The organism is Spirochaetota bacterium (assembly GCA_017999915.1).
Taxonomy (GTDB): Bacteria; Spirochaetota; UBA4802; order UBA4802; family UBA5550; genus RBG-16-49-21.
Genome location: JAGNKX010000020.1, coordinates 1 through 24,196, shown reverse-complemented (window position 1 = coordinate 24,196; position 24,196 = coordinate 1). Strand labels below are relative to the sequence as shown.

19 protein-coding genes are annotated in these 24,196 nt (G+C 57.9%); 5 read left to right on the top strand and 14 right to left on the bottom strand.

Annotated elements, in window-relative coordinates; all coding sequences use genetic code 11:
• Positions 1-36 precede the first annotated feature (36 nt).
• Positions 37-1,341 (top strand): glycoside hydrolase family 1 protein, encoded by a 1,305-nt coding sequence (locus tag KA369_21890; protein ID MBP7738642.1) that lies wholly within the window; start codon positions 37-39, stop codon positions 1,339-1,341.
• 5 nt (positions 1,342-1,346) lie between these two features.
• On the opposite strand, the gene KA369_21885 is transcribed toward KA369_21890, so the two are convergent.
• On the bottom strand, positions 1,347-2,291 hold the full coding sequence (locus tag KA369_21885; GenBank protein MBP7738641.1) for a hypothetical protein: 945 nt from the start codon (positions 2,289-2,291) through the stop codon (positions 1,347-1,349).
• Positions 2,292-2,442: 151 nt separating this feature from the next.
• Positions 2,443-3,777 (bottom strand): MFS transporter, encoded by a 1,335-nt coding sequence (locus tag KA369_21880; GenBank protein MBP7738640.1) that lies wholly within the window; start codon positions 3,775-3,777, stop codon positions 2,443-2,445.
• A gap of 133 nt (positions 3,778-3,910) precedes the next feature.
• Between KA369_21880 and KA369_21875 the strand changes: the two genes are divergently transcribed.
• Entirely contained in the window at positions 3,911-4,618 is a 708-nt protein-coding gene (locus KA369_21875; protein ID MBP7738639.1) for a DUF2459 domain-containing protein, read from the top strand.
• A 39-nt stretch (positions 4,619-4,657) separates the two neighbouring features.
• Here KA369_21875 and KA369_21870 read toward each other — a convergent pair whose 3' ends face one another.
• Positions 4,658-6,289 (bottom strand): alpha-glucosidase, encoded by a 1,632-nt coding sequence (locus tag KA369_21870; GenBank protein ID MBP7738638.1) that lies wholly within the window; start codon positions 6,287-6,289, stop codon positions 4,658-4,660.
• 110 nt (positions 6,290-6,399) lie between these two features.
• Between KA369_21870 and KA369_21865 the strand changes: the two genes are divergently transcribed.
• Together KA369_21865 and KA369_21860 are read left to right on the top strand one after the other, a co-directional pair.
• Positions 6,400-7,845 carry a serine/threonine-protein phosphatase gene (locus tag KA369_21865; protein MBP7738637.1) on the top strand — a complete coding sequence of 482 codons (1,446 nt, stop codon included), beginning with the start codon at positions 6,400-6,402 and terminating at the stop codon, positions 7,843-7,845.
• 263 nt (positions 7,846-8,108) lie between these two features.
• The gene (locus KA369_21860) at positions 8,109-9,305 is read left to right on the top strand and encodes an iron-containing alcohol dehydrogenase (GenBank protein ID MBP7738636.1); all 1,197 of its coding nucleotides are present in this window, start codon (positions 8,109-8,111) and stop codon (positions 9,303-9,305) included.
• Between the two features lie 98 nt (positions 9,306-9,403).
• Here the strand turns inward: KA369_21860 and KA369_21855 are convergent, their stop codons facing one another.
• The 7 genes from KA369_21855 to KA369_21825 form a co-directional block, all read right to left on the bottom strand.
• A complete protein-coding gene (locus KA369_21855; protein ID MBP7738635.1) occupies positions 9,404-10,162 on the bottom strand; it encodes an enoyl-CoA hydratase/isomerase family protein in 759 nt (252 codons plus the stop codon).
• Between the two features lie 303 nt (positions 10,163-10,465).
• Entirely contained in the window at positions 10,466-11,590 is a 1,125-nt protein-coding gene (locus tag KA369_21850) for a M48 family metallopeptidase (GenBank protein MBP7738634.1), read from the bottom strand.
• Between the two features lie 18 nt (positions 11,591-11,608).
• Positions 11,609-11,998: a hypothetical protein gene (locus KA369_21845; protein MBP7738633.1), complete on the bottom strand. Its 390-nt coding sequence runs from the start codon at positions 11,996-11,998 to the stop codon at positions 11,609-11,611.
• Positions 11,999-12,053: 55 nt separating this feature from the next.
• Complete coding sequence (locus KA369_21840) at positions 12,054-12,623, bottom strand: indolepyruvate oxidoreductase subunit beta (protein ID MBP7738632.1); 570 nt, start codon at positions 12,621-12,623, stop codon at positions 12,054-12,056.
• Between the two features lie 10 nt (positions 12,624-12,633).
• A complete protein-coding gene (locus tag KA369_21835) occupies positions 12,634-14,193 on the bottom strand; it encodes an indolepyruvate ferredoxin oxidoreductase subunit alpha (GenBank protein MBP7738631.1) in 1,560 nt (519 codons plus the stop codon).
• Positions 14,194-14,372: 179 nt separating this feature from the next.
• Complete coding sequence (locus KA369_21830) at positions 14,373-14,804, bottom strand: ACT domain-containing protein (GenBank protein MBP7738630.1); 432 nt, start codon at positions 14,802-14,804, stop codon at positions 14,373-14,375.
• A gap of 125 nt (positions 14,805-14,929) precedes the next feature.
• Positions 14,930-16,234 (bottom strand): phenylacetate--CoA ligase, encoded by a 1,305-nt coding sequence (locus tag KA369_21825; protein MBP7738629.1) that lies wholly within the window; start codon positions 16,232-16,234, stop codon positions 14,930-14,932.
• 501 nt (positions 16,235-16,735) lie between these two features.
• Between KA369_21825 and KA369_21820 the strand changes: the two genes are divergently transcribed.
• Positions 16,736-17,776, top strand: coding sequence for a glycerophosphodiester phosphodiesterase (locus tag KA369_21820; GenBank protein ID MBP7738628.1), 1,041 nt, complete (start codon positions 16,736-16,738; stop codon positions 17,774-17,776).
• A 124-nt stretch (positions 17,777-17,900) separates the two neighbouring features.
• Here KA369_21820 and KA369_21815 read toward each other — a convergent pair whose 3' ends face one another.
• From KA369_21815 to KA369_21800, 4 genes are all read right to left on the bottom strand, one after another.
• Complete coding sequence (locus KA369_21815) at positions 17,901-19,388, bottom strand: OmpA family protein (protein ID MBP7738627.1); 1,488 nt, start codon at positions 19,386-19,388, stop codon at positions 17,901-17,903.
• A gap of 261 nt (positions 19,389-19,649) precedes the next feature.
• Positions 19,650-21,206, bottom strand: a complete 1,557-nt coding sequence (locus KA369_21810; GenBank protein MBP7738626.1) for a helix-turn-helix transcriptional regulator — start codon at positions 21,204-21,206, stop codon at positions 19,650-19,652.
• Positions 21,207-21,208: 2 nt separating this feature from the next.
• Positions 21,209-23,431: a penicillin acylase family protein gene (locus tag KA369_21805; GenBank protein ID MBP7738625.1), complete on the bottom strand. Its 2,223-nt coding sequence runs from the start codon at positions 23,429-23,431 to the stop codon at positions 21,209-21,211.
• A gap of 65 nt (positions 23,432-23,496) precedes the next feature.
• On the bottom strand, positions 23,497-23,925 hold the full coding sequence (locus tag KA369_21800) for a hypothetical protein (GenBank protein ID MBP7738624.1): 429 nt from the start codon (positions 23,923-23,925) through the stop codon (positions 23,497-23,499).
• Positions 23,926-24,196 lie beyond the last annotated feature (271 nt).

Genomic DNA, 24,196 nt, shown 5'->3' with positions numbered 1-24,196 from the left:
ATCCAATGTTTTACGATAATCACCGGAGGGGGGACCATGACGCCATTCAAACTGCCTGATACTTTTCTCCTCGGAACAGCCACCGCGTCCCTGCAGATCGAGGGGGGCGACACCAACAACACCTGGTACCGCTGGTCTCGGCAGCCCGGCCATATCGCCGACGGCACCGACTGCAGCGTGGCTGACGACCACTGGAACAGGATTCCGGAGGACGTGGCCATAATGAAGAAGCTGAACGTCTCGGTCTACCGGCTGAGCCTGGAGTGGAGCCGCATCGAGCCCTCGGAGGGAAACTTCGACACAAAGGCGCTGGACCATTACCGGGACGAGATACGCCGGCTCAAAAAGGCGGGCATCGAGCCCCTGGTGACGCTCCACCATTTTTCCAACCCCCTCTGGATGGAGGACTCCGGCGGATGGATAAGCGAGAGCGCCATTGAGCGCTTCGTCCGCTACACCGAGGCCGCGGTGCGCCACCTGGGCGACCTGGTGAGCGACTGGGTCACCATCAACGAGCCGAACGTGTATCTCACCTTCGGCTATGTCTCAGGGACCTGGCCTCCGGGCGAAACGAACATCGGCAGGTTCCTCAGGGGGGCGCGCGTCATGATTCGGGCCCACATCGCGGCGTACCGGAAGATCCATGAAGCGCGCGCGGCGCTGGGCTACCGCGATACGAAGGTCGGGGCGGCGCACCACCTGCGCATCTTCGACCCGAAAACCGGGAGCGCCGGCGAGCGCCTGGCGGCTTTTTTACAGGACCGCCTCTTCCACGAGATATTCATCACCGGCATGTCGGAGGGAAAATATATCCTCCCCCTCGGCGCCGGGTACCCGGAGGGAAAGGGGAATTACCAGGACTTCTTCGGCATCAATTACTATTCACGCGAGATGGTCAGCTTCAACATTAAAAACGTCGGGCAGATGTTCGGCGATATCAGCACGAGAGAGGGAGCGCCGGTGAACGATCTCGGGTGGGAGATCTACCCTGAGGGGCTGTACCGCTTCTGCGAGAAGTACTATCGGCGGTTCAAGCTGCCGATCTACATCACCGAAAACGGCACTCCCGACGCGAAGGACAGCTTCCGGCCGAGGTACATCTACGACCACCTCCTCCAGGTGAGCCGCCTCGTCGAGGCCGGCGTCGACGTGCAGCGCTACTATTACTGGAGCTTCATGGACAACTTCGAGTGGGCCGAGGGACTGGGGCCGCGCTTCGGCCTGGTCGCTGTTGATTACAAAAGCCAAAAGCGCACCATCAGGAAAAGCGGGCAGCTGTTCGCGGATATCTGCAAAAACAGGGGCGTCACCGCGGCGATGATAAAGAAGTACCTGGCCTGATCCCCTCACCGCGCCGAGGCCACGCTCCTGCCGGTGCCGTTCTTCAGGCTCTCCAGCGCCCTGAACACGCAGTCGTACTCACCCTTGGCGTTCCACGCGACCCAGCCGCGGGCCTCCGTAGATTCGGCGGCGACGATCTGCAGCTCCACGTACTTGTCAAGGGAGACATGGGCCCACTGGATGTTGTAGGGAAAGGCCTGGATGAAGGGCTGGATCCGCACTCCGGTACCCTTGACCCTTACGATGCCCCGGTTTGTCCCGTCCTTGATGGTCTCTCCCGGGTTCGCCATCCGGTAATTGTCGCCGGTGAAGTGGCTCGGGTAGAGCATCGGGTAGATGACCTCCACGTGCTTCGCGAAATTCTCCACCTTCTGGCCTATGATGTCGTCGCGGTTGTACACGACGCGGCCGAAGAGGTCCGCGGAGAGCTTGACGCCCCGGGAATCCGCCATGGCCCGCGCCTTCCTGAGGAGGCCGTCAATGAAGCCGTACTTGGCCGACAGGGCGTAATAGGGAGCGCCGTCGGGGAACCTGATATAATCGAGCTGGACCTCCTGGAACCCCGCGCGGGCCGTCTCCTCGATGACGCCGTAAAGGCGGTTCATGTACTCATCGGAGACCGGCAGCGACTTCAGGCCGTCCTGGAAGCAGACGATCCGGCCGGCTACATAGATCTTCTCCGCCTTGAGATAATCGAGGACTTCCAAGCTGATCCGGGACCGGTGCGCGCCGAAGGGATGGACATCCATGACCACCATGTTGATGCCCAGGGGCCTGCCCCGCTCGATGACCGAGCGCATGTACGCCGGGCTGTTGGCGTGACGGTTCGGGATGTAGAGGCCGCGGAGCACGCCCCCCTGGCCGGAGCGGGGGCTTCCCGTGGCGCACTGAAGGAGCGTCAGAGCCGAAAGCAGACAGATCATCCAGAATCGAATCAAAGTAGTACCCATGAATTATCCTCGACAAAATATGATAGCGTAAAGATAGCTCATCTTGGTTACCGGCTCTGTCCTGTCAAAAATTAAATTATTCAGCGGGCCATTTTTTCGCCCCTGGACCGCGCCTGGTTGTCGAGCGGAGACGAGACAAGCGCAGGCGTGCCTACTTCTTCATCTCCCTGGCGCGCTCCCCCATCAGCTTGATCAGGGCCGCCTCGTCCTTCGGGAATGTCATCATCATCACCAGGAGACCCGCGCCGCAAACGAGCCAGAAGAGATTGGCGATGTTGAAGGCCCAGAGCCTGCCGAAGTGAACGATCAGGAGGCTGATGACGACCGGCCCGACCCCCTTGCCCAGGTTGTCGGTCAGGTTGAAGAGCGAGAAAATGGAGCCCCGCGTCTCCGGGGAGTTGACGTTCAGGAGCATGGCCCGCACATTGGGGCCCGTAATGGAGACCATGAAGCCGGTGATGAACCCCAGGATGAGGGGACCCAGGGCGCTCGGATCCGCGACCCCGACCTGCGACGGGTAGTTCAGAAGCAGGGCCATCGGGATGATCCCGAGGAGGGTGCTGGTGCCGCAGAGGAGGGGCAGGTACTTCGGCTTGATATTGTAGAGCCTGTTCCCGGCCAGGCCGCCGAGGAACCCGCCGAGGATCGCGGCCGCGCCGACCGCCATGACGATGAGGGTCGCCACCTCCACGGAGTAGCCCTTGTCCTGGGAATAAAAATCATTGAGGAAGATGAAAAAGACACCCCAGGGCACGGTTCCCGGGATGCCCTGGACGAAGACCATGATATTGCTCTTGATCTTGAAAAGGTCCCGGTATCCCTTCCAGTTTATTTTCCCGGTATAGGCCAGGCCTTTTTCAATGAGCTCCTTCAGGCTCTCCTCGGTGACTCCCCGCGCCGGCTCCTTCACCGTGAGGAGGAAGAGCAGGCAGAGGGCGAAGTTCGGCAGGGCCACGATGATGAAGGGAAGCCGCCATCCCATGACCGGCCCCATGAAACCCGCCAGGAGCTGACCCGCGGCAATGCCCAGGCCCTCGGCAAGGCCGATCCATGCCGTGGCGGCGGCGCGGTTGCCGTGGGAGAAGTAGTCCCCGATCATGGAGTAGGTCAGCGGAAGCGCACCGCCGATGCCGATGCCGGTGAGGGCCCGCATCCAGAAGAGCTGGTCGTAATTCTGCACGAAGCCGGTCATGAGGCAGGGGATCTCGCCGATTATGATGACGATGAGGAAGAGCTTCTTCCGCGAGACCAGGTCGGTGAGATAGCCGATCCCCAGCGTGATCACGCTGCCCAGTATCCAGAAGACCGCGGAGATGTCGCCGCCCAGCATGACGTCCCTCTGCACGTCGTTCAGCCCCAGGTCGCGGGCGATCTGGGTGAGGTTGGGCGCCATCAGGTTCTGGTCAGCGAACAGGAACAGGTTCATGATGGCGAGGAGCACTACTGCGTAGAGCTCTTTTCCGACGAACCGGGCTTTCTCTTCCATGGGACACCTCCGATCAGGATGATAATGATATAGCATGGTGAAAATGTTTTGTCAACGATATAAGGGTTCCGGGACTGGCTATAAAAATATTTGATATTTCCCCATTGATGCCTTATGATATCCTCGAGGCGTTATGATGGTTTTTACACGGGGGCATTATTCGGCACGAAGCGGCCCATCGGCTGTCCGGTTCAGGCTGTGCCTGGCCTTATTGTTGTGCGCCCAGTGCGTGAGCGGCCAGAAGGCCAAACCGGCAGCCAGGGCCGAAGATGACCTCCGCGGCCGGACAGTCTATGTCATCCAGAGCTACTATCACACCGGCTTCGTCATCGAGCTGGACAGGGAGGCGCGCTCCTGCCTTGAATTCGCGCCGCGCTTCAGCCGCTTCAGATACGTCGACATCGGGTGGGGCGAAGAGGTGTTCTACCAGGACCCGGAATTCACCCTGGCCAAGGGTGCCCGGGCGATCTTCCTGCCGTCAAAGAGCGTCCTCAGGGTAGAGGGCTTCAACCTGGACATGGGCGGCGTAATCGCCTGGAGCGACCGGACCATGAAAATCTCAATGACGCGGGATGAATTCGCGAGGCTTTGCTCGTTCATTAATGGATCCCTTAAAAAAGACAGGGACAATGGACTGATAGAGGCCTCCGAGCATGATAACGGGGAAATCATTTTTTTCAAGTCGCCCCATACCTACTGCCTCTTCAACACCTGCAACACCTGGATCGCCAGGGCCCTGCGCCACGCCGGTTTCGACATCTCCCCGGTCTGCGTGGTCACTGCCCGGACCCTTTTCGGAAGGCTCAGGAGGGTGGGAGTTTCCCTGAAAGATCCCAAATAAATTGCCGCCGGGACAATGAGGGCCAATCCAGAAGCGAAGTCACTTCCCCTGGCTGGGGATTTCCTCCAGCACCAGGACCTCGTAGGGCTTCATCTCTAACCTGTTCCCCTGAAGCTCCGATGATATATTCCGGTCAGTTCCGCAGAGAACGCGCCATGAGGATCCTTCCATTGCAACATTCTTGCCCGTACCGGAGAAATTAAGCGCTACACATATCCTTTCCTTTTCATGCTCCCTGGCATAGGAGAGCACGTCCGGGTCGTCGCCGATAAAGCGCAGGGCGCCGCCGTGCAACGCCGGCCGCTCCTTCCGGATCCGCATCAGGCCGCGGTACCAGCTAAGGAGCGATGCCGGGTCCTTCTCCTGGGCAGACACGTTCACCTCACGATAGTTATCGGCCACCGGGAGCCACGGCTCTGCCGCGGAGAACCCGGCATTGGCCCCTGCGGACCACTGCATCGGCGTGCGCTCCGGGTCCCGGCCCTTGTTGAATGGCCAGTACTTGATCCCCACCGGGTCCTTGATCTGCCGCCGGGTGACCCGGCCGTTCTTCATGCCGATCTCTTCGCCATAGTAGAGGAAGGGAGTGCCCCACGCGGTGAGCAGAAGGGCCGCCAGGACCCTGGCCTTTTTATCACCGTCCCTGCCCCGGCACCACCGGGTGATGCTCCTCGGCTGGTCGTGGTTGTTCATGACCAGGGTCGGCCATCCGCCCTCGGGCATGAAGGCATACCACTGAGCAAGGCACTGGCGAAAGTGCCGGGCCCCGTATCTCGAAAAGAGGAGGGAAAAATCAAAGGTCAGGTGGAGCTCGTCCGTGCCGCTGCCGAGATATGACGCGGCCGTCTTCACGCTTTCCGGGGAGGCTATATAGGTTTCACCGACGCTCATCCTGTCGGTATATTCATCGAGGACCTTCCGGAATTCTCCCAGCACGTCGTGAAGCTCGGGCCGGTTCTGGTCATACACATGGGTCTGCAGATCGTAAGGCCGCGGGGCGTTGGGCCCCCAGCCGAAGGGATTGCTCCTGAAGAGGTCGTCCTTCACGTACCAGCTCACCGCGTCCAGGCGGAACCCGTCCACGCCCCGATCAAGCCAGAAGCGCACGTCATCGAAGACGGCCTTCCTGAGGTCCGGGTTTCTCCAGTTGAGGTCAGGCTGTTCCTTAAGGAATGAATGGTAATAAAACTGTTCCGTGGCGTTGTCCCACTCCCAGGCCCTGCCCCCGAAGATGGCCATCCAGTTGTTGGGCGGCTTCCCCTTCTTTCCATCATGCCAGATATACCAGTGCCGCTTCGGATTGTCCCGTGAGGACCGGGCCTCGACGAACCAGGGGTGCAGGTGCGAGGTGTGGTTGATGACCAGGTCCATGACGATCCTGATGTTGCGGCGGTGGGCCTCCGCGATGAGGCGGTCGCAGTCGCCGAGGGTGCCGAAGACCGGGTCAATGCCGCGGTAGTCCGAGATGTCGTACCCGAAGTCGAACATTGGAGAGGTATTGACCGGCGAGAGCCAGAGGGCGTCCACGCCGAGCCATGCCAGGTAGTCCAGCTTTTCGATGATGCCGGGCAGGTCCCCCACGCCGTCGCCGCTGCCGTCGTAAAAGCTCCGCGGATAGATCTGGTAGACGACGCCGTGCTTCCACCATGTGAAACCGCCTGAATTATCCATGGCCGTACCCCCGGTTAGGTTCGCCCGCAGTCTACCCGGATGCAAGGGGAAATGCAAGACTATTTTATCCGGGCACCGGAGACCTGACCGGGCGGGCGGATAAATAATCATTGAAAAAAAAGCCCCCTCACTGTAACATCAAGCCGATGAAGGACCTGTTCATTATTAATAAATTGAAAAATCTCACCGGCGAAAGGCCCGTGCCGCTCAGCGGGAGCGAGATGGCCGAATTCGGCCGGGAGAACACCGATATCAATTGCAGGCGCATCTTCATTTACAGCCTCTTCAGCACCGTCATATCCGCCGTTATTCTCATGATCATATATATCGTTTTCAGGCACCGGCAGGTCTATGTCGAACGGGAGCTTTATTTCTCCGGGCTCGAGCTGTTTCACAAGGCCCATATCGCCCTGTCGCTGGCGTTCATCGCCGCGTACCTGACAATCAACCGACTCGGAGCGAACCGCGCGTACATGAGGATCGCGCAGTACGCGGCGATCATGGCCATCACCCTCATCTACGTGCACCTCTGCACCATAACTCACCACTACCACGGCGACCTGGTTTTCTACGCCGTTATCTGCATCATCATCGCCGTGGCGCTGTACCTGGGTAAAGCCGGCCGGATTGTCCTGTACCTGTCCATGTCGGCCCTCATGATCATCGGGCTGCTGAGCGTGCTGCGCGATATCGACCTTATTATCATGAAAATCACCAACGTCGTCATCATCAGCGTGATCGGTTTTATACTTTCCACGATGATATACCGGTTCAGGCTGAGGGATTATCTCCACATGAACGGCCTGACGAAGCTGAACCTTCGGCTCCTGCACGATCTCGCCAGCGCCCGGAGCATGCAGAACCAGCTCATCCCATCTGTCCCACCCGTCACCGAGGGAGCGTCGATATACACTCTTTACCGGCCGATAGAGATGGTGGGGGGTGACTTTTTCGATTTCATTCCCTTCCGGAAAGACGCCACCGGCATATTCATCAGCGACGTTTCCGGCCACGGGGTAACGGCGTCCCTCATCACCGGAATGATCAAGACACTTATCGACACGGCGGACAATACCCGGGAGAGCCCCGGGACCCTGCTGAACTACATCAATTCCCGGTCGAACGGCCTCATGGCGGGAAATTTTCTTACCACCCTGTACGGCATAGTCGACACGGCGGGCATGACATTCACCTATTCCCGCGGCGGCCACACACTCCCCCTGCTCCTGAGGAACGGACGCATCGAGGAGCTGCACAGCCGGGGGGCTTTCATAGGCGTGTACAAGGATCTCACCTTCGAGGAAAAAGCCGTCACTCTTAATCGCGGGGACAGGATCCTGCTCTATACCGACGGCCTCACCGAAGCGACAAATGCCCGGGGCAAATCCTTCCAGGACGTGTTCATGCATGATGTCCTTCCGGGGATCGTCAGCCTCGATACCGACGATTTCGTCCGGCATATATACCACGAACTCGTGAGCTTCACCGGGGGAGAGACCTTCAACGACGACATCTGCATGGTCGGGATCAAGGTGGCCAGTAACGGCAAAGGTTGATAACGAATACGGGCCGAGACCGGCGGAATGATAGGGATATGGGGCCGGCCCCGGGACCCGCTTCTTAACAATAATTGATTTGATTCCCGCCGGACCCCTACAAAGGAAAATCAAAAATTCTCTATTAACGCGAATTGATTCCAGACCAACGCCTATTTTCATTGACAGGCCAAGCCATGCCTAATATGGTAACCACCAGTTACCATATATCATTCAATGAATTTCTAAGGAGCGTATCCATCATGATGCCGTTCAGAAAGCCGATGCTCAGGATCTTCAAAACCATCCTGGCCAACTCGTTTTACCTTGTTCCCCTGCAGATAAGCGAGGTGCTGCAGGGACCGGGAAGCATAAAAAAGCTGCCCGCCCTGATAAAGTCCAAGGGCTTTCGCAAGCCCCTGGTGGTCACCGATGCCATGCTGATAAAGCTGAATCTCCTGAAGAGCCTTTTCGCCGAGTTCGACGCCATCGCCATGGCCTACGCCGTATACGATGGTGTCCAGCCGGACCCCACCATTGACAATGTCGAGGAAGCCTACGCCATATACAAAAAGAACGGCTGCGACTCCATAATCGGCTTCGGCGGCGGATCCGCCATGGACACCGCCAAGACCGTCGCCGCCAGGGTCGCCAAGCCGAACCTCACCACCGACAGGCTGGGAGGATACATGAAGGTAATGCTCCCCATACCGAAAAAGCCTCCCCGCATATTCGCCGTGCCGACCACGGCCGGCACCGGGGCCGAAACCACCGCCGCGGCCGTTATATCCGACCCGAAAAGGAGCGCCAAGTACACGGTCAATGACTTCCTCATCCACCCCCACTATATCGTCCTTGACCCGGAGCTCACCACGGGACTGCCGCCGTTCTTCACCGCCATCACGGCCATGGACGCCCTTTCACACAGCACCGAAGGATATGTGGGCGGTGCCCGCTGCGCCTATACGAACTCGTATTCCGAAAAGGCCGTTACACTGATATTTGAAAATATCGACGCCGTCTATAAAAACGGCAAGGACATCGAGGCACGGAGCCGGATGCTCCTCGCGTCCTATTACGGCGGCCTGGTGCTCAACAGGGCTCTGACCGGCTATGTCCATACTTTCGCGCACAAGATCGGCGCCCTCTACCACCTGCCACACGGAAGGGTCATCGGCGCGGTGCTCCCCCTTGTCTTCGAGTACTACGGAAAAACCGCGGCCCGTCGCCTGGCACGGCTTGCCGATATCATCAACGTAACCAAGCCCGGCATGGACGATGCGCAGAAGGCGGCGGCCTTTATCGGGGCCATTCGGGGACTGAATAAAAAATACGGAATCGGCGAAACCATCCCGGAGCTCAGGGAAGAGGATTTCCCGGCTATAGCCAGGTCAATCCACCTGGAATGCATTCCCTATCCGGTCCCCAGGATCATGGATGACAACGACGTGTACTCGATACTGAAGCGGCTGCTGGCATAGGCGCGGTCTGCATGATCAGACAACAGGCGCCGGACTACTAAGGTCCGGCGCCTTCATTATACTGCAGTTTTCAAGCAAGTCAATACAGGGGAAGGATATCACCCCTTCTTCATGAAGATTCCCATTCCCAGCAGGGTCTGGTTCCGGTCCTCCATCTGGAGGGCGTGCTCAAGCCCCGGCGCGTCGATGTTCATGTTGATGGCCTCCTTGGTGAAACGGAGGGCCAGCTGGTTCTTCTTCATCATCGTGGTGGCGAATCCCATGGCGGTCTCCATGAGCTTGTCCTTCTCAACGATCCTGCTTATCAGGCCGAGGCGGTACATCTCCTCCGCGGGATAGTACTCGCCGGTGTACATGATCTCGTAGGCGCGTCCCGCGCCGATCAGGCGGGGAAGGAAATAGCTGCAGGACATGTCGGCCCCGCCGAGGCCGATGTTGATGTAGGCCGCGCAGTACTTGGAATCCGGGGTCACGACCCTGATGTCCGAGGAGAGGGTGAAGCTGAAGCCCTGGCCCGCGGCCGCGCCGTGGACGCAGCAGATGATCGGCTGCGGGCAGCGGCGCATAGCCAGGTTAAGCCGCGCGAACCGCGCCTGGAAGATGTAGAACTTCTCCATGTCCCACTGCGGCGCCATCTCTCCCACGTACTTCATGTCGAGGCCGGCGCAGAAGCCCTTGGCGCCGCCGCCGCTGAGTATGATGACCCTGGTGCTGCTGTCATAGAGGCGCTCGCGCCAGAAATCCTCAAGCTCGAGGATCATGGCCTCGTTCAGCGCGTTATACGATGCCGGCCGGTTCAGGGTCAGCAGGCCGATCCCGGTTTCCGGTTTTTCAAAGGTGATGGTTTCGTAGTTCATACATGTACCCTGGATTAATTATAATTTCAGAAACATGACACCTGTCATTTCTACAATTTGGCCCGCAATCAGTCAATCAATAACCGATATCGGCTGTGGCATAAAAGAAGGTTAATCTTGCAGGGGCGCGGAGACGCAGAGAAATGCAATTTATCCATTATTCTCAATACGGATGATTCGATTTTTAAATAAAGATTCACCAGTAATAAAAAGCCCTATGATATTCCAATTATTTTCGATAGTGCATGCGCTTTTATTAAATATAAAAGCACTCTGCATCTCAGCGGCTCTGCGAGAGACATCCTACAGCACGTGGCTCCGCGCCAGGGCGATCCGCTTCTTGATAGAAGGGTGGCTGTAGAACATGAACTCCGTCACCGGGTTCGGGTCCCGGTCGGCCAGGTTCAGGTCCGCGAGCTTGTCCATGGAGGAGATGAAGGACTCCCTGTCGTGGGTCGCGTCAAGGGCGTAGCGGTCGGCCTCGCGCTCGTAACGCCGGGAGAGGGCGTTGGACAGCGGCATGGTCACCAGGCTGAAGAGGGTCAGGTAGAAGAAGAGTATCGGTATCGCGGCGATATCGTGTACGGCGGTATAGCCGAGGTGTCCCAGGGTGATCCGGTAGAGCTCACCGCAGAGAAAGAACGAGAGGAAGATGCTGGCCGCCCCGAGGACGATGGACCTGACGATGTGGCGCTTTTTATAGTGGCCCATCTCGTGGGCGAAGATCACGGCGATCTCGTCCGGAGTGAAGCGCTCGATCAGGGTGTCGCTCAGGATGATGCGCTTGCTCCTGCCGATGCCGGTGAAGCCCGCGTTGGCCTTCTTCGTGTCCTTGCTCAGGTTGAAGGAATAGATCCCCCTGATGGAGATCCCCTTCCCGTCCAGGAGCCCGGCGATGCGCGCGCGGATCTCTTCCGATTCGAGCTCCTTGAACTTGTAAAAGAGGGGAAAGATCGCCACCGGCGCTATTCGCGCCAGGAACACGGAGATGAAGAACATGAAGGTGCTGAACCAGAGCCACCAGAGCCAGCCGGTCATTTTCAGGAAGAGGTAGAACACCATCGCCACCGGAACCCCCACCACGATCCCCACGGCCGCGCCCTTGATCTTTTCCAGGAACCACGCCGGCACCGTCTGGTTGGAAAGATCGAAGCGGTGCTCCACCACGTAGCCGCCGTAAAAATCGAAGGGAAAATCGAGGACCGAGTAGATGATCCCCACCACGGTGATGAAGATGAGAAAGGCCAGGTAGTCGTTCGCGACATATCCGGCCACGGTCCCGACGATGAGGGGCGATATGCCGCTGAAGGCCAGGATGCCGATGATGATCACATTAAGGATGATATCGGCGATGGAGAGGCGCAGCTTTATCGCGTTGTACTCTTTTTCCCGGGACGTCTTGAGCGCTGTTTGCTGCCGTTCGACCATGAACGCTCTCCGGTCCTGTCACTCTTCGTCGGCGTCGACGCGCCGGGCGTCGCCGCGGCGGAGGACGGAGGCCAGGTTCTCGCCGTACCGGACCACGATGAAGCCGAGGAGCAGGGCGGAAGCGCTGGCCAGGACGAGGGTCATGTAGGTGTTCACGCCGGCGGAAATACAGATGGGCGCCGTTATGAGCCAGTCGAGGACGCTGAAGACGGCGGCGGTGATCACCCTTCCCCGCCTTTTGAGGCGGAAGTAGGCCACGAAGGCCACGGCGATCGCCAGGGTGACGATGAGGATCAGCAGCGTCGAAATATAGGGGTTGTCCGTTTTCATGGATTCATCGGAGCTCTGCTGGGCCAGCGCCATCAGGGGAAACGATGCGAGGGGCGCGAAATAAATAAGTCTGTTCATGAAACGAAACCTCATCTGGCGACTGGATTGCGCGGCGAAATAACCGCGCCGCCGGTCACTTGTATTCCCTGCCCATCGTGAAGGCCTTCAGGTTCATCTCAAGGAACTTCTCCTTGACCAGGGACTTGATGGCCGCCTCCCATTGCGGCTGGGTGAACTCGAGATCCCGCGAAAGGATACCCAGCATCACTATGTTCAGCGCCTTGCGGGTGCCAACTTCTTTCAGTATGGGCTCGGTGTCAACAAAAATAGAGTTCTTCACGTTCTTCCCGACCCATTCCTCCAGGTCGGTCGGATATTTCATCGCCCCGGTCTGCACCGGCGCGGGGTCCACTTTCTCGCGGTTCACGATGAGCTTCCCCTGGGGCGCGAGGTATTCCAGCTTCCTCATGACCTCGAGCGTTTCGAGGCTCACGATGAAATCGGCTTCCTCCTTCGGGATCAGCGGGGAGAATACCTTCTCACCGTAGCGGACGTTGCAGTCGACGCTGCCGCCCCGCTGGGCCATGCCGTGGACCTCCGATTCCTTGACATCGTAGCCGGCATTCATGGCCACTTCCATGAGAATCTTGCTCGCCAGGATAACGCCCTGGCCGCCGACTCCGGCGAATATAACGTTCTTCATTCCCTGTTCCTCACTTCATCAAGATACATTTTCTCAGCGATATGATGACCGACGGCTCCGGAGCGGCAACCTCCTCCCGCACGATCCTCTCAAACTCGTCCATGTTCTTCGGGTCAGTCACCACGACCCGCTTCACGCCGCAGGCCTTCACCAGCATCTCCAGGTCAAGGGAGTGGGTCTCCTCGCCCATGAGGGTCTTCCCCGTGGCGGGATGCTCCTGGTGACCGGTCATGGCCGTGCCCCGGTTGTCCAGGATGATGACCGTACCGGTCCCCTTGTTGTAGACCAGGTCGATGAGCGGCGTGATGCCCGAGTGGATGAAGGTGGAATCGCCGATGACGGCGACGCTCTTGCGCGCCATCTCCGGGCCGTGGGCCTTCTCCATGCCCAGGTGCATGCCGATGCCCGCGCCCATGCAGCCCTGGGTGTGCATCGCCGAGTAGGGCGGGAGCGCCGCCAGGGTATAGCAGCCGATGTCGCCGTTCACGTTCAGGTCAAGCTTGCCCAGGACCGTGAACACGAAGCCGTGGGGGCACCCCTTGCAGAGCGCCGGCGGCCGGGGCGGTATCGGGCTGGTGTCGTATTTGGGATATTTTCCCGGGTGGGCCTTGCCGTTCAGGGCCTGGTCGACGATCTCCGGGGTGAGCTCGAAGCAGATCGGGATGATCTCCTTGCCCGTGCAGGGAATGCCGAGGGCCTTCACGTAATCTTCAATGAAGGGATCAAGCTCCTCCACCACGTAAAGCTTCTCCACACCGGCGGCGAACTCCCTGATGATGTCGTCCGGCATGGGCCAGACCATGCCGATCTTCAGCACCGAGTCGTCCGGGCAGACTTCCTTCACGTACTGGTAGGCGACGCCGTCGGTTATGATGCCGCGCTTCTTTCCGCCCCACTCGATCCGGTTGAGGCTGCTCATGTTGGAATATTCCTTCAGCTTCTTGTGCTGCTCCTCGATGAAGACGTGGCGAGGCCGGGCGTGCACGGGAAGCATGACGAACTTCTGGAAATTGCGCACGAAGGGCTTCACCGGGACATTGTCTTTCGGAAGGATCTCGACGATCCCCTGGGAATGGGCGATGCGGGTCGTGATCCGCACGATCACCGGCCGGTCGAATTTCTCGGAGATCTCGAAGGCGAGCTTGGTGAAATCCTTGCACTCCTGGGGGCTCGACGGCTCGATCATGAGGACCTTGGCGGCCCGGGCCATGTGTCGGTTGTCCTGCTCGTTCTGGGAGCTCCAGGCCATGGGGTCGTCGGCGTTGATGATGACGAAGCCGCCGTTCACGCCGGTGTAGGAAAAGGTGAAGAGCGGGTCGGCCGCCACGTTGAGTCCCACGTGCTTCATGGCCGCGAGGGCCCGCCCGCCGGCCACCGAGGCGCCCGCGGCGACCTCTAGGGCCACCTTCTCGTTGGGCGACCATTGCGCCTTGATATCGCGGTAGTCCCGCGCTATGGTTTCCAGGATTTCGGTGCTCGGCGTTCCGGGATATGCCGTGGCAACATGGCACCCTGCCTCGTACGCTCCGCGCGCGATGGCCTCGTTGCCCAGTAAGACCTTCTTCTCCATGATACTCTCCCTGATTGATGCTTCTTACCCTCCCCCTTGATGGGGGAGGACTGGGTGGGGGTGACATGATATTTCACCCTCCCCTATACCGCGTTCCCAGGATGGGGTTGATGCCAACGCAGGCACAGGATGTGCCGAATGCGTTGGCCTCCCATCAAGGGAGGGGAATACTCTACAAGTTAACTTCCAATGATATCTATCTTCTTAACGATCTGGTATCCTTCCTGCGCCATGGCCTTCTTGGCCGCCTCGATGTCGTCGAAGCGAAAGATCATGACCGCCTTGTCGCCCCGCTTTTCGGTGAAGGCGTACATGTATTCGATGTTGAGTTTGTTCTTCGCGAAGGTGTCAATGGCCTTGAAGAGCGAGCCCGGCGTGTCGTCGATCTCGATGGCGAGGACCTCGGTGGTCGAGCAGGTGAACTTCGCGTCGTGAAGGACCTTCTTCGCCTTGTCCGCGTCGTTGACGATCATCCGCAAAATGCCGAAATCCGAGGTCTCGGCGATCGTCAGGGTTATGATATTGATGTTCTGGTCGGAGAGCGTCTTCAGCACGTTCTGCAGGTGACCCGGTTTATTTTCCATGAAAACTGATAATTGCGTTACGTTCATTGTATTCCTCCATTATCGTATCTAACTGATCCCCTCCCCCTTGATGGGGGAGGGATAGGGTGGGGGTGATATCAGACATCCACCCTCCCCCGGCCCCTCCCATCAAGGGAGGGGAGTTCGAGTAATTATATCTTCCTCTTGTCCACGACCCGCACGGCCTTGCCCTCGCTCCGGGCTATGGTCATCGGCTCCACCAGGGTGATCTTCGCCGAGATGCCGAGGACGCTCCGGAACCGGTCGCTTATCTTTTTCTTCAGATTGTCGAGGACCTTCACCTCGTCGGAGAAGAGCTTCTCGTTCACTTCCACCATCACCTCAACGTCGTCAAGGGCGGCCTTCCTGTCAAGGATGATCTGGTAGTGCGGCTCGGTGCCCTCCACTTCCATGAGCACGTTCTCGATCTGCGACGGGAACACGTTAACGCCGCGGATGATGAGCATGTCGTCGGACCTGCCCGTCACCTTCTCCATCTTCACCAGGGTGCGGCCGCACTTGCACGGCTCGCGGTAGAGCCTGGTGATGTCGCGGGAGCGGTACCGTATGCCGGGGAAGGCCTCCTTGGTGATGGTCGTGTACACGATCTCGCCCTTCTCGCCCTCGGGAAGGATCTCGCCGGTCTCGGGATTGATGATCTCGACATAGAAGTGGTCCTCGTGCACGTGGAGGCCGGATTTTTCCTGGCACTCGCAGGAGACGCCCGGGCCGATGACTTCCGAGAGTCCATAGATGTCGAAAGCCTGGATACCGAGACGCGACTCGATCTCCTTGCGCATGTTCTCCGACCAGGGCTCCGCGCCGAGGACGCCCATTTTGAGCTTGGTCTTGCGCATGTCGTAATCGGGACGCTTCTTCTCGATGTAATCCGCAATGTTCAGGAGGTACGACGGCGTGCAGGCCAGCACGGTGGTGCCGAAGTCCTTGATGAGCATAAGCTGCCGGTCGGTGTTTCCGCCCGATATGGGCACCGTGAGGCAGCCCAGGAGCTCGCCGCCGTAGTGGAGGCCGAGGCCACCGGTGAAGAGGCCGTAGCCGTAGGCAACCTGCAGCACGTCCTTCTCGGTCACGCCGTAGGCCGCCAGGCACCGCGCCACCACCTCGGCGAAGACCCCCACGTCCTTCCTGGTGTAGCCCACGACCGTGGCGTTCCCGGTGGTGCCGGAGGAGGAATGGACCCGCACGACCTTGTCGAGGGGAACGGCAAAGAGCCCGAAGGGATAGTTGCCGCGCATGTCCTGCTTGGTGAGGAAGGGGACGCGCTTCATGTCGTCAAGGCTCTTGAACTGGTCCGGGTGGAACCCGGCGTCGTCGTACTTTTTCCGGTAAAATGCGTTGTTGTTGTAGGCATGGCCGATGGACCACTTGAGCCGCTCCAGCTGCAGCTCCCTCATCTTCGGCAATGGCATTGTTTCGATCTCTTTATTGAAGTACATCTCACACCCCTGGGTTTTTTATTAGACTTATTTCCTGACCGTTTATCATTTCTGATGAATGCTAATTATACTGTTTTGAAAAAGCCCGATATTATGTCGCAATAGGCTCCGATGGTTTTATTGATATAAAACGAATGGATCAACCTTAGAAAAGCATATACTTTTTTCAAGGAAAAAATGTCAGACCAGCCGGTTTGGAAAGGATATGGACGATATTATGTTATTCACAGAGAAGTATTATGACCCATCTTCCCGGGACTGCCGCGGAATCCGCGTCCCCGGGTCAGGTTAAAGAGCAGGCCCCGCTCCCGAACATAATTGACCTGGCGCTTTTCCGGAAATGTCTATCAGTTTCCTGAAAAACTCCCTCCTTGGATTTTTTCAGGAAACTGCTAAATGACAGTATAACGCCTTGTTTATTATTCTCTTGACAGAGGTTGCCAATCTCATTATAAACTTTCCCAACGCATCAGATCGCCAAACCTCCCGAGGTGGATACAGATGAAAACATCCCGAAAAGTCCTGATTGCTGCTACGCCGCTGCTGGCCATCCCGGCCCTGATAGTTATCGCCTCCATCGTCATGAGCCCGCCCTGGGCGGGCGGCGCCATTGCCGCGAAAAAGGGGCTGCAGCGCCCCCTGGCCATCGCTCACCGCGGCGCGTCCCATTACGCGCCGGAGAACACCATTGCGTCCTTCGCACTGGCGCGGGACCTCGGCGCGGACTACGTGGAAACGGATGTGCAGCGCACCAGGGACGGTGTCCTCATTGTCTTCCATGACGACGATCTCTCCCGAACGACCAACGTGGCGGAGGTCTTCCCCGGACGGGAGAAGGCCCCCATTGGCTCCTTCACCTGGCCTGAGCTCCGGCGCCTCGACGCCGGGTCATGGTTCAACAAGGAGCGCCCGGACCGGGCCAGGAAGGGCTTTGCGAAACTTGCCATCCCGACCTTCAGGGAATACCTCGCCCTGCTCTCGTCCGGGCGCAACAGGCCGGGCCTTCTCATTGAGCTGAAAAAGCCTGAGTATTATCCTTCCATAGAACGGGAGATCCTGGCGGAGCTCCGCGCCGGCCGATGGATTGACGGAGTGAACAGGGAGGTAATCCTCCCCGCGCCGGGGGACGGCGGGGACCGCGTCACCGTAGGCCTCGGCAGGAACCGGGTCATCCTCCAGAGCTTCGACGAGAAGTCCCTCGCCGTTCTGAAAGAAATCGCCCCCGCCATTATGCGGAACCTTCTTGTTGACGAGGACGACCAGAAGAAAAAAGGGAGCTTCGCCGCGCTCCTTGACGCGGCCCGGGCCCTGGACGCGGAGATCGGTCCCAGCGGCTACCTCGCCTGGCCGTGGAACGTCGGCGCGGCCCACCGCGCAAATAAATTTTTCTTCATCTATACGATAGACAAGGAGTGGCATTTTGTCCTTTTCACGTTCTTCGGCATCGACGGGATGATTACGAACCGGTGCGACACCTACCTTGACTTCATCGGTCGGACAGCACCCGGGAACCCTTCAACATTACTGAAGCTGTACGAATAGGCGATCAGGGCAATGGATGAAGGTAAAAAAACCCGGCAGCGGGAAAGGGGGCTTCCCGCCGCCGGGCAAGAGTTGGGTGCCTTGTTGCGGCAGTGATATTATGATATATGTCATCTGAAGGCACTTAGTTGATCGACAGGACCGTGATCTCCACCCTCCTGTTTTTATCGGTGCTCATGGAGCTCAGGGGCTTCGAGAATCCATATCCCCTCACGACAAGCCTTCTCTTGCTGATGCCGTGGTCCACCAGGTAGCCGCACACGGCCTGGGCCCTCTTTTCCGAGAGGGACCTGTTATGCACCTCGGTGCCGGACGAATCCGTATGGCCGCCGATCTCGATCTTCATGGCCGGGTTCGTCTGCATGAGCGTCACCAGGCGGCCCAGCTCGAACCGGGACTTCTCGAAATCGAAGACGTTGTCGCTGTTCAGCTTGAAGTAGAGGTTGTTAAGCACCATGGACGACCCCTTCTCTATCGGCGTCAGCTCAATGTCGCGGATGATGGCGTCGTACTTCGTGACGTCGCCCAGGTCGAACCGCGTGGAATAGAAGAGGTATCCCTTCCCGTTCACCGATACGTCATAGGTCTTTTTCTTGTTGAGCACGACGAAGTACTTGCCGTCCTCGTGGTTGCTGGAGACGACCTGGACGGCGCGGGTCTGCAGGTCGGTCACGCGGATCTCGGCGTCCACGGTTTTCTCCGGGTTGTTTCTGTCGGACACGACCCCGGCGATGGTGATGACCGATTTGTGCTTCATCTCCTCGGGGAGCTTCCCGGTCTTGACGCGGTACACCAGCCTGCCGCCCTTTTCCTCGGGATGCGAATAGTAGATGACATCGCCCGAAGCCGGCACGGAAACGATCCGGTCATCATGCCTGGTGTTGATCCCGCCGCCCAGGTTCACCGGCTCGCTCCAGGCGCCGCCGCTCATCATCTCGGTCTTGTACAGGTCGTACCCGCCGAAGCCGCCGGGCCTGTTGGAGGCGAAGATCATCGTTGCGCCGTCCGCCATGATGATGGGCGCGAAATCGGAGTATTCCGAATTGACCGGCGCGGCCATGCGGACCGGTTCCGTCCAGTGGCCGTTCGCCTTCGCCGATTTGTAGATGCAGAACTTGTCTTTTCCTTTCTTTTCGCCGCATTCGCGCGTAAAATAGAGTGTGTTGCCGTCCGGGGTTATGGACCCGAACCCCTCGTACCCGGCTGTGTTGACGGGGGCCCCCAGGTTCTCCGCCTTGCCCCACAATAATTTCCCTCTCTTCGCGATCCAGAGGTCCACGTCGCCCTTACCGCTCTTCTGGTCAGACGTTAAAAGAAGATAATTCTGATCATAGGTGATGAAGGGGCCCGCCGTGTTCATCTTGGTATTGGCAAAGAGGAGAGGGACCGGCGGCGTCCATCCCAGGGCCGTTTTGAACCTTACCACGCAATCATACTTGCCCGGGTTTTCATGGTTCGATTGAAAGATGAGTATCTTGCCGTCCGGCGAGACGGTGGGGCTGTGCTGAGAGCGGTACAGGTAGTTGGACCCGCATGACGTGGCCGCGGCCGCCAGGATGATAATGAAGCATAATAGGAACCCATTATGAAGCTTGTTTTTTTGTGTGACCATGGTGAAACACCTTCCTGTAATGATTTCGCAACACTGTATTTTTCGTTGCATGGTGAAGAAAATACACGATCCGACGGGGTGTTTCTTATCAATTTCACACAATGAACGATTTGGTTATTGCCGATTTTTCAATCTGTAGATTTGGTTAGTTTATTTTTAAGGGGCTTCGCCCCTTAAACCCCGGTATACCCCCCTGTCCCCCTGAGGGGGCATGAGAGACCAAGTCATTCCCACTGCGCCCCCTTCGGGGGCTGGGGGGGATTACGCCATGTCGCGGTATTCGGTGGGGGTCTTGCCGATGACGCTCTTGAAGACCCGGTTGAAGGTGGTGAGGCTCTCGAATCCCACGGCGAAGGCTATCTCGATGATCTTCTCGTCGCGCTTCGTGAGCTTCTTCGCAGCTTCCTCGATCCTGAGCTTGTTGATATAGTCATTGATCTTGTAGCCCGTGTATTTCTTGAAGAGGGTGCTCATGTAATTGGGGTTCAGTCCCACCGCGGCGGCAAGGCCTTCGCGGGACAGGTCGGAGGTGTAGTTTTCCTTTATGAACTGCACCACCTTGTCGAGCTTCTCCTGGGTCGTTTCGTTTATGACTGGCTCGTCCTCCTTGAGGCGGTCGTAGAGATGGCCGATCTCGGCGTTCTTTTTCATAAGATCACGGGCGAAAAAGGCCGCGAAGAGGAAAAAGAAAAAGGGCGAGCAGAAGGTCGCCAGGAGAAAGGTGAGGCGCCCTCCCTTGATCGAGAGAATGACCTCGAAAATGACCACAAGGCTGCCGACGACGATGGTGGCCAGGGAAAGATAATACTTGAACCTGTCCGGCTTGAGCCTGTTGAGCTTTACGGCGAGGAGCAGCGCCATCGGCGAGTTAACGCAGACCGTGAGGATGCTCAAGACATCTCCGGTATAATGGGTGAAGGGAATGTCAACCCGGTAGATGAGCAGGAGGGAGAGAACATTCAGCAGGGCGACCCCGAGAAGCGCCGGCACCAGGATCCTGTTGTAATTGGTGAGATAGATCCCATAGACCGACTGGATGATCAGGATCAGGGCGATGGAAAAGAACTGGACCGATGCCGAATGCATGAACTTGATAAAGAGTAAATCGACGTTCTTGAACGGATAAAAAAGCGACGCCAGATAGATGATATAGATTATGATGCTGAAAGAACTGTAGAGAAACTGCTTTTCTGTCCTGTTCCACAGGTAAAAAATGGTCATGAGAATGAGCATGAAAAAAGCGCCTATAATGATTACCACGGGAAAATAAATATAAAGCATGTCGCCCAGGATCCGCGCCCGGCTGAAGCGCTCTTCCTTCTGGACGGCGACCGTGGAGGGGATGCCGCCAAACTCGTTGGCGTATATGCCGATCCGCACATGCACCGTATTGGGGCCGCTCTTAAGGGATCCCGGTGGTATCTCGTAGCTGCGGTTGCGGCACATGATGTTGATATCGTGGGACGTCTGGGAGCCCACCGGTTTTTCATTGATATACACGCTGTCCGTGTAGTAGACCCGGCCCAGGGAAATCCCGTAATAGGCTGCCGGGTCCCCCGCCACGTCAAAGTCGCCCCTGAGCCACGCGTACTGCAGCCCCCTGGCGTTCCGGTAGGGGAGCCTGAAGGTCGATGGAATGGCGATAGGCCGCCATTCCCCGCCATCCCTGATCTTTTCGATGGCAGGCTCGCCGCTGTAAAGGATGCTCCATTTCGTCACCGGGATGGATCCGTCGTGACCGCCGCAGGAGGCGACGCAGAGGGCGGCCCATACCGGCGCGGCCAGGGTGAAACCCCGTAATACCTTGGATATGAACATTCCTATTTTTTCTCTGGAGATATGGTTATTACCGATCGTCCCTTAACCTCGTGGAACTTGGCGATGCCGAGGGGGCCCGCCGTTGCATAAAAATACTGTGACCGGGGATCGGTGGAATAGGCGTAATTCATCAGCATGAACGACTCGTCCATGCCGAAAAAGCCGGACAACGACGTGACCGTCGCCGGCTTCAGGTCAAGCCCGACGGTGCCCAGGTTGAGGGAGTCGAAGCTCCCGTGGAACGGCATGTCCCCGTGCTGCTTTTCCGAACCGGGTATGGTGAAATGACCGCGGTGCACGTTGCCCCAGCTCCAGTCGTTGATGTCATGGCTCACCTTCCTGTTGAAGAAGCGCATGGTTCCGAGGAACGAGCGGTCGAAAACGGTTTCGCGGTACTCGACCGCATAGGTGGTGGCGTCGTCAAAGAACGGCGATTTGCCTTCCTTGACCGCGTCGTAGAATTGGGGCACCATCAGGTCCCAGTGCTCCATCACGTCATTGATACGGTCCTTCAGCTCGTCCCGGTAGGTCTCGTACATGAATTTCTGCAGCAGCATGTGGAAGATCGACGGGCCGACGAAATCGGTCTTCATCCGGCACTTCCAGTTCTGAAAATAGATCCGCGTGAGCCGGGACGAAGCCATCGGATTGTCCCCCAGGATGGAAAGGAAGACCGGAAGGAAACGGCCGGCGGTGACGGAGTACTTGTCGGTGATGGCGTTCCCGATGTCCTGGTAGGTATAGCGCTTTTTCCGTTCCATGATCTGCTTTGCACGCTCATACCGGCCGTCCTGGCGGATGGCAAAGTCCCGCACCGGTTCGGGCGCCTCCGCGAGAAAGGCGCTTCCCGCCGCGATACCCTGCTCGGCCTTTTCACGGAAGGCGGAAAGGTCGGTCATGCCGTTCCATGCCGCGTCCGCCCCGGTCCTGAATACGGTATCGGTCTTCGGCCGATTCGGCGCCATGCCCGACCAGGCGCGGACCGCCGTTTCGTCCGTCGAGAACAGATACACGCGGGGATAGGAAATGACGCCCTTGATCCGGCCTTCAGCCTCTTCGATGCTCTTCGACAGGGGCACTTCGAACAGTGAGACGATATAATCCTCGTTACAGAAAAACGACCTGACCGTCACCACCGTGGTCCCGTAGGACGCGCCCTGGATCATGTCGTTGAGGACCGGGCCGTTCTCTGTGGCGTTGATCGCCGATCCGCGGTCCTTGATGATGTTGAAATTGCTCCATCCGCCGGGGCCCAGGTACTGATAGGTTTTCCCGGCCCTGGCGACCGTCTCCCCGATGAAGTCCTGGACGTCGACGGCGGCGTTGAAGCCGAAGAATGTCATGTAGAGATTGTTTCCCGCGAAGAGGAAGGGGAACCCGGCATGGGTGATCGCCTTGATGTAGCGGTCATCCGCCTGTATATGGACCGGATACCATCCGGGATAGCGGGAAAGCTCGTCGTCGAAATTGAAGGCCGTCACCGCGTACTTGTCTTTCATCTTCTGCTCCGGCAGGTACATGGCGAACCCGACATCGAAGGACCCGATATGGCGCTTCACGATCCTCTTAAGCCTGCGGATGACTTCCGCGCATTCAGACTCGTTTTCCGAATAGTAAAAGATCAGCTCCTCGGGAATGATGGTTTTAAGGTTGACGCTGATTTCGTCCCGGGAAAAGTAGAAGCGGGTCTCCCGGTTGTTGAGAAAGGCGTTGGCCCACTCCCTGAGGAGCAGGACCGCGATGACGTCTTCCGGCGTCCACTGTCTCTTCACGGCGTCCTTCTGATCGAGCCTTGCGCGGCCCGCGTTCACGCCGCGCACATAGTCCCTGAGGTAGCCGGCGTAGGGTTCCCTGAGCCTCGGCGCCATGTCGCGGCCCTTCCGGGCAAACCCCAGGGCGCGGGACAGGCGGTCAATGGACGGCCCGTCCTTCCCAATGATCTGCGCCGCGCTGCCCGAGGCGATGGCCCTGAAATACTCCATCATGGCGTAGCGGTCCTGGCAGTGGAGATAGCCGAGCCCGTAATAGGCGTCCCCCATCGTATTCGCCTTGATCAGGGGAATTCCAGCGGCGTCGCGCTCCAGCGCGACCTGCGACTTCACCGCGCCGGTGAATGAGCCCGAGTAGGATATCCTCCCGGTATGGCGGAGAACCAGCCACCCCGCGCCCGCCAGGAGGACGGCGGCGGCAACGCTTATTCCCGCGATTAATATTTTTTTCTTCATATGTAATTCGAGAGTAGCTCGTACCGGGCCGATCCCGGAATTGCGCCGTGGTTCATCTTCACAGCCTACTTTATTTTGATACAGGCCCGGATGATATCCACTTTCGTATAATAGTCATCCAGCAGCGAAAAGAACCTGCCGAACACGCCGGCCACATCGATCTTTGTCTTTCCCTTGACGAGCCTGGACACGGTCTTTACATCGGTCGAGTATATGTAGCATTCCACCGGCCCTTTCTTGGTCTGCACGTCGACCTTGACGCAGAAATCATATTCAACGTTGGTCGATTCAACGACGTCCTTGACGGTCACGTCAAAAAGCTTTATCCTTCTGTTGGCCAGGTCTTTCTTTATTACGAACTTCTTTGCTGGATTGTCAGCGCCGTCAATCTGTATCTTGTCGTCGATGACCTCGTCCATCCGGATCGGCTGTTTAAACAGGTCGCAGGACGAGCAGGCCGCGACGGCTACAAGCAGAATCAAGAACTTTTTCATCGTAAAACTCCTTTAACAGTAACTGCACCCCGCCGTGTCCCCTTCCGGCGAAGCGGTCCGACGTCATTGCGTATATATCTATGATCCGATTAATTTCGGTATTTTGTCAAATAATTATTTCTCATCATAGTTGCACCTATCCGACCTCACCCTGTTGGAACGGCCACATGGGTTACATTTTAAACTGGGCACATAGGTTACACTTTTAACAAGGTTCTAATAACTCTCTTTTTGTGTAAATCAATATAGCCCAACCTATAAAAACTAAAAT

Coding starts and splice junctions, on each gene's coding strand:
- KA369_21890 (MBP7738642.1), top strand. CDS start 37: ATGACGCCATTCAAACTGCCTGATACTTTTCTCCTCGGAACAGCCACC.
- KA369_21885 (MBP7738641.1), bottom strand. CDS start 2,291: ATGGGTACTACTTTGATTCGATTCTGGATGATCTGTCTGCTTTCGGCT.
- KA369_21880 (MBP7738640.1), bottom strand. CDS start 3,777: ATGGAAGAGAAAGCCCGGTTCGTCGGAAAAGAGCTCTACGCAGTAGTG.
- KA369_21875 (MBP7738639.1), top strand. CDS start 3,911: ATGATGGTTTTTACACGGGGGCATTATTCGGCACGAAGCGGCCCATCG.
- KA369_21870 (MBP7738638.1), bottom strand. CDS start 6,289: ATGGATAATTCAGGCGGTTTCACATGGTGGAAGCACGGCGTCGTCTAC.
- KA369_21860 (MBP7738636.1), top strand. CDS start 8,109: ATGCTCAGGATCTTCAAAACCATCCTGGCCAACTCGTTTTACCTTGTT.
- KA369_21855 (MBP7738635.1), bottom strand. CDS start 10,162: ATGAACTACGAAACCATCACCTTTGAAAAACCGGAAACCGGGATCGGC.
- KA369_21850 (MBP7738634.1), bottom strand. CDS start 11,590: ATGGTCGAACGGCAGCAAACAGCGCTCAAGACGTCCCGGGAAAAAGAG.
- KA369_21845 (MBP7738633.1), bottom strand. CDS start 11,998: ATGAACAGACTTATTTATTTCGCGCCCCTCGCATCGTTTCCCCTGATG.
- KA369_21840 (MBP7738632.1), bottom strand. CDS start 12,623: ATGAAGAACGTTATATTCGCCGGAGTCGGCGGCCAGGGCGTTATCCTG.
- KA369_21835 (MBP7738631.1), bottom strand. CDS start 14,193: ATGGAGAAGAAGGTCTTACTGGGCAACGAGGCCATCGCGCGCGGAGCG.
- KA369_21830 (MBP7738630.1), bottom strand. CDS start 14,804: ATGAACGTAACGCAATTATCAGTTTTCATGGAAAATAAACCGGGTCAC.
- KA369_21825 (MBP7738629.1), bottom strand. CDS start 16,234: ATGTACTTCAATAAAGAGATCGAAACAATGCCATTGCCGAAGATGAGG.
- KA369_21820 (MBP7738628.1), top strand. CDS start 16,736: ATGAAAACATCCCGAAAAGTCCTGATTGCTGCTACGCCGCTGCTGGCC.
- KA369_21815 (MBP7738627.1), bottom strand. CDS start 19,388: ATGGTCACACAAAAAAACAAGCTTCATAATGGGTTCCTATTATGCTTC.
- KA369_21810 (MBP7738626.1), bottom strand. CDS start 21,206: ATGTTCATATCCAAGGTATTACGGGGTTTCACCCTGGCCGCGCCGGTA.
- KA369_21805 (MBP7738625.1), bottom strand. CDS start 23,431: ATGAAGAAAAAAATATTAATCGCGGGAATAAGCGTTGCCGCCGCCGTC.
- KA369_21800 (MBP7738624.1), bottom strand. CDS start 23,925: ATGAAAAAGTTCTTGATTCTGCTTGTAGCCGTCGCGGCCTGCTCGTCC.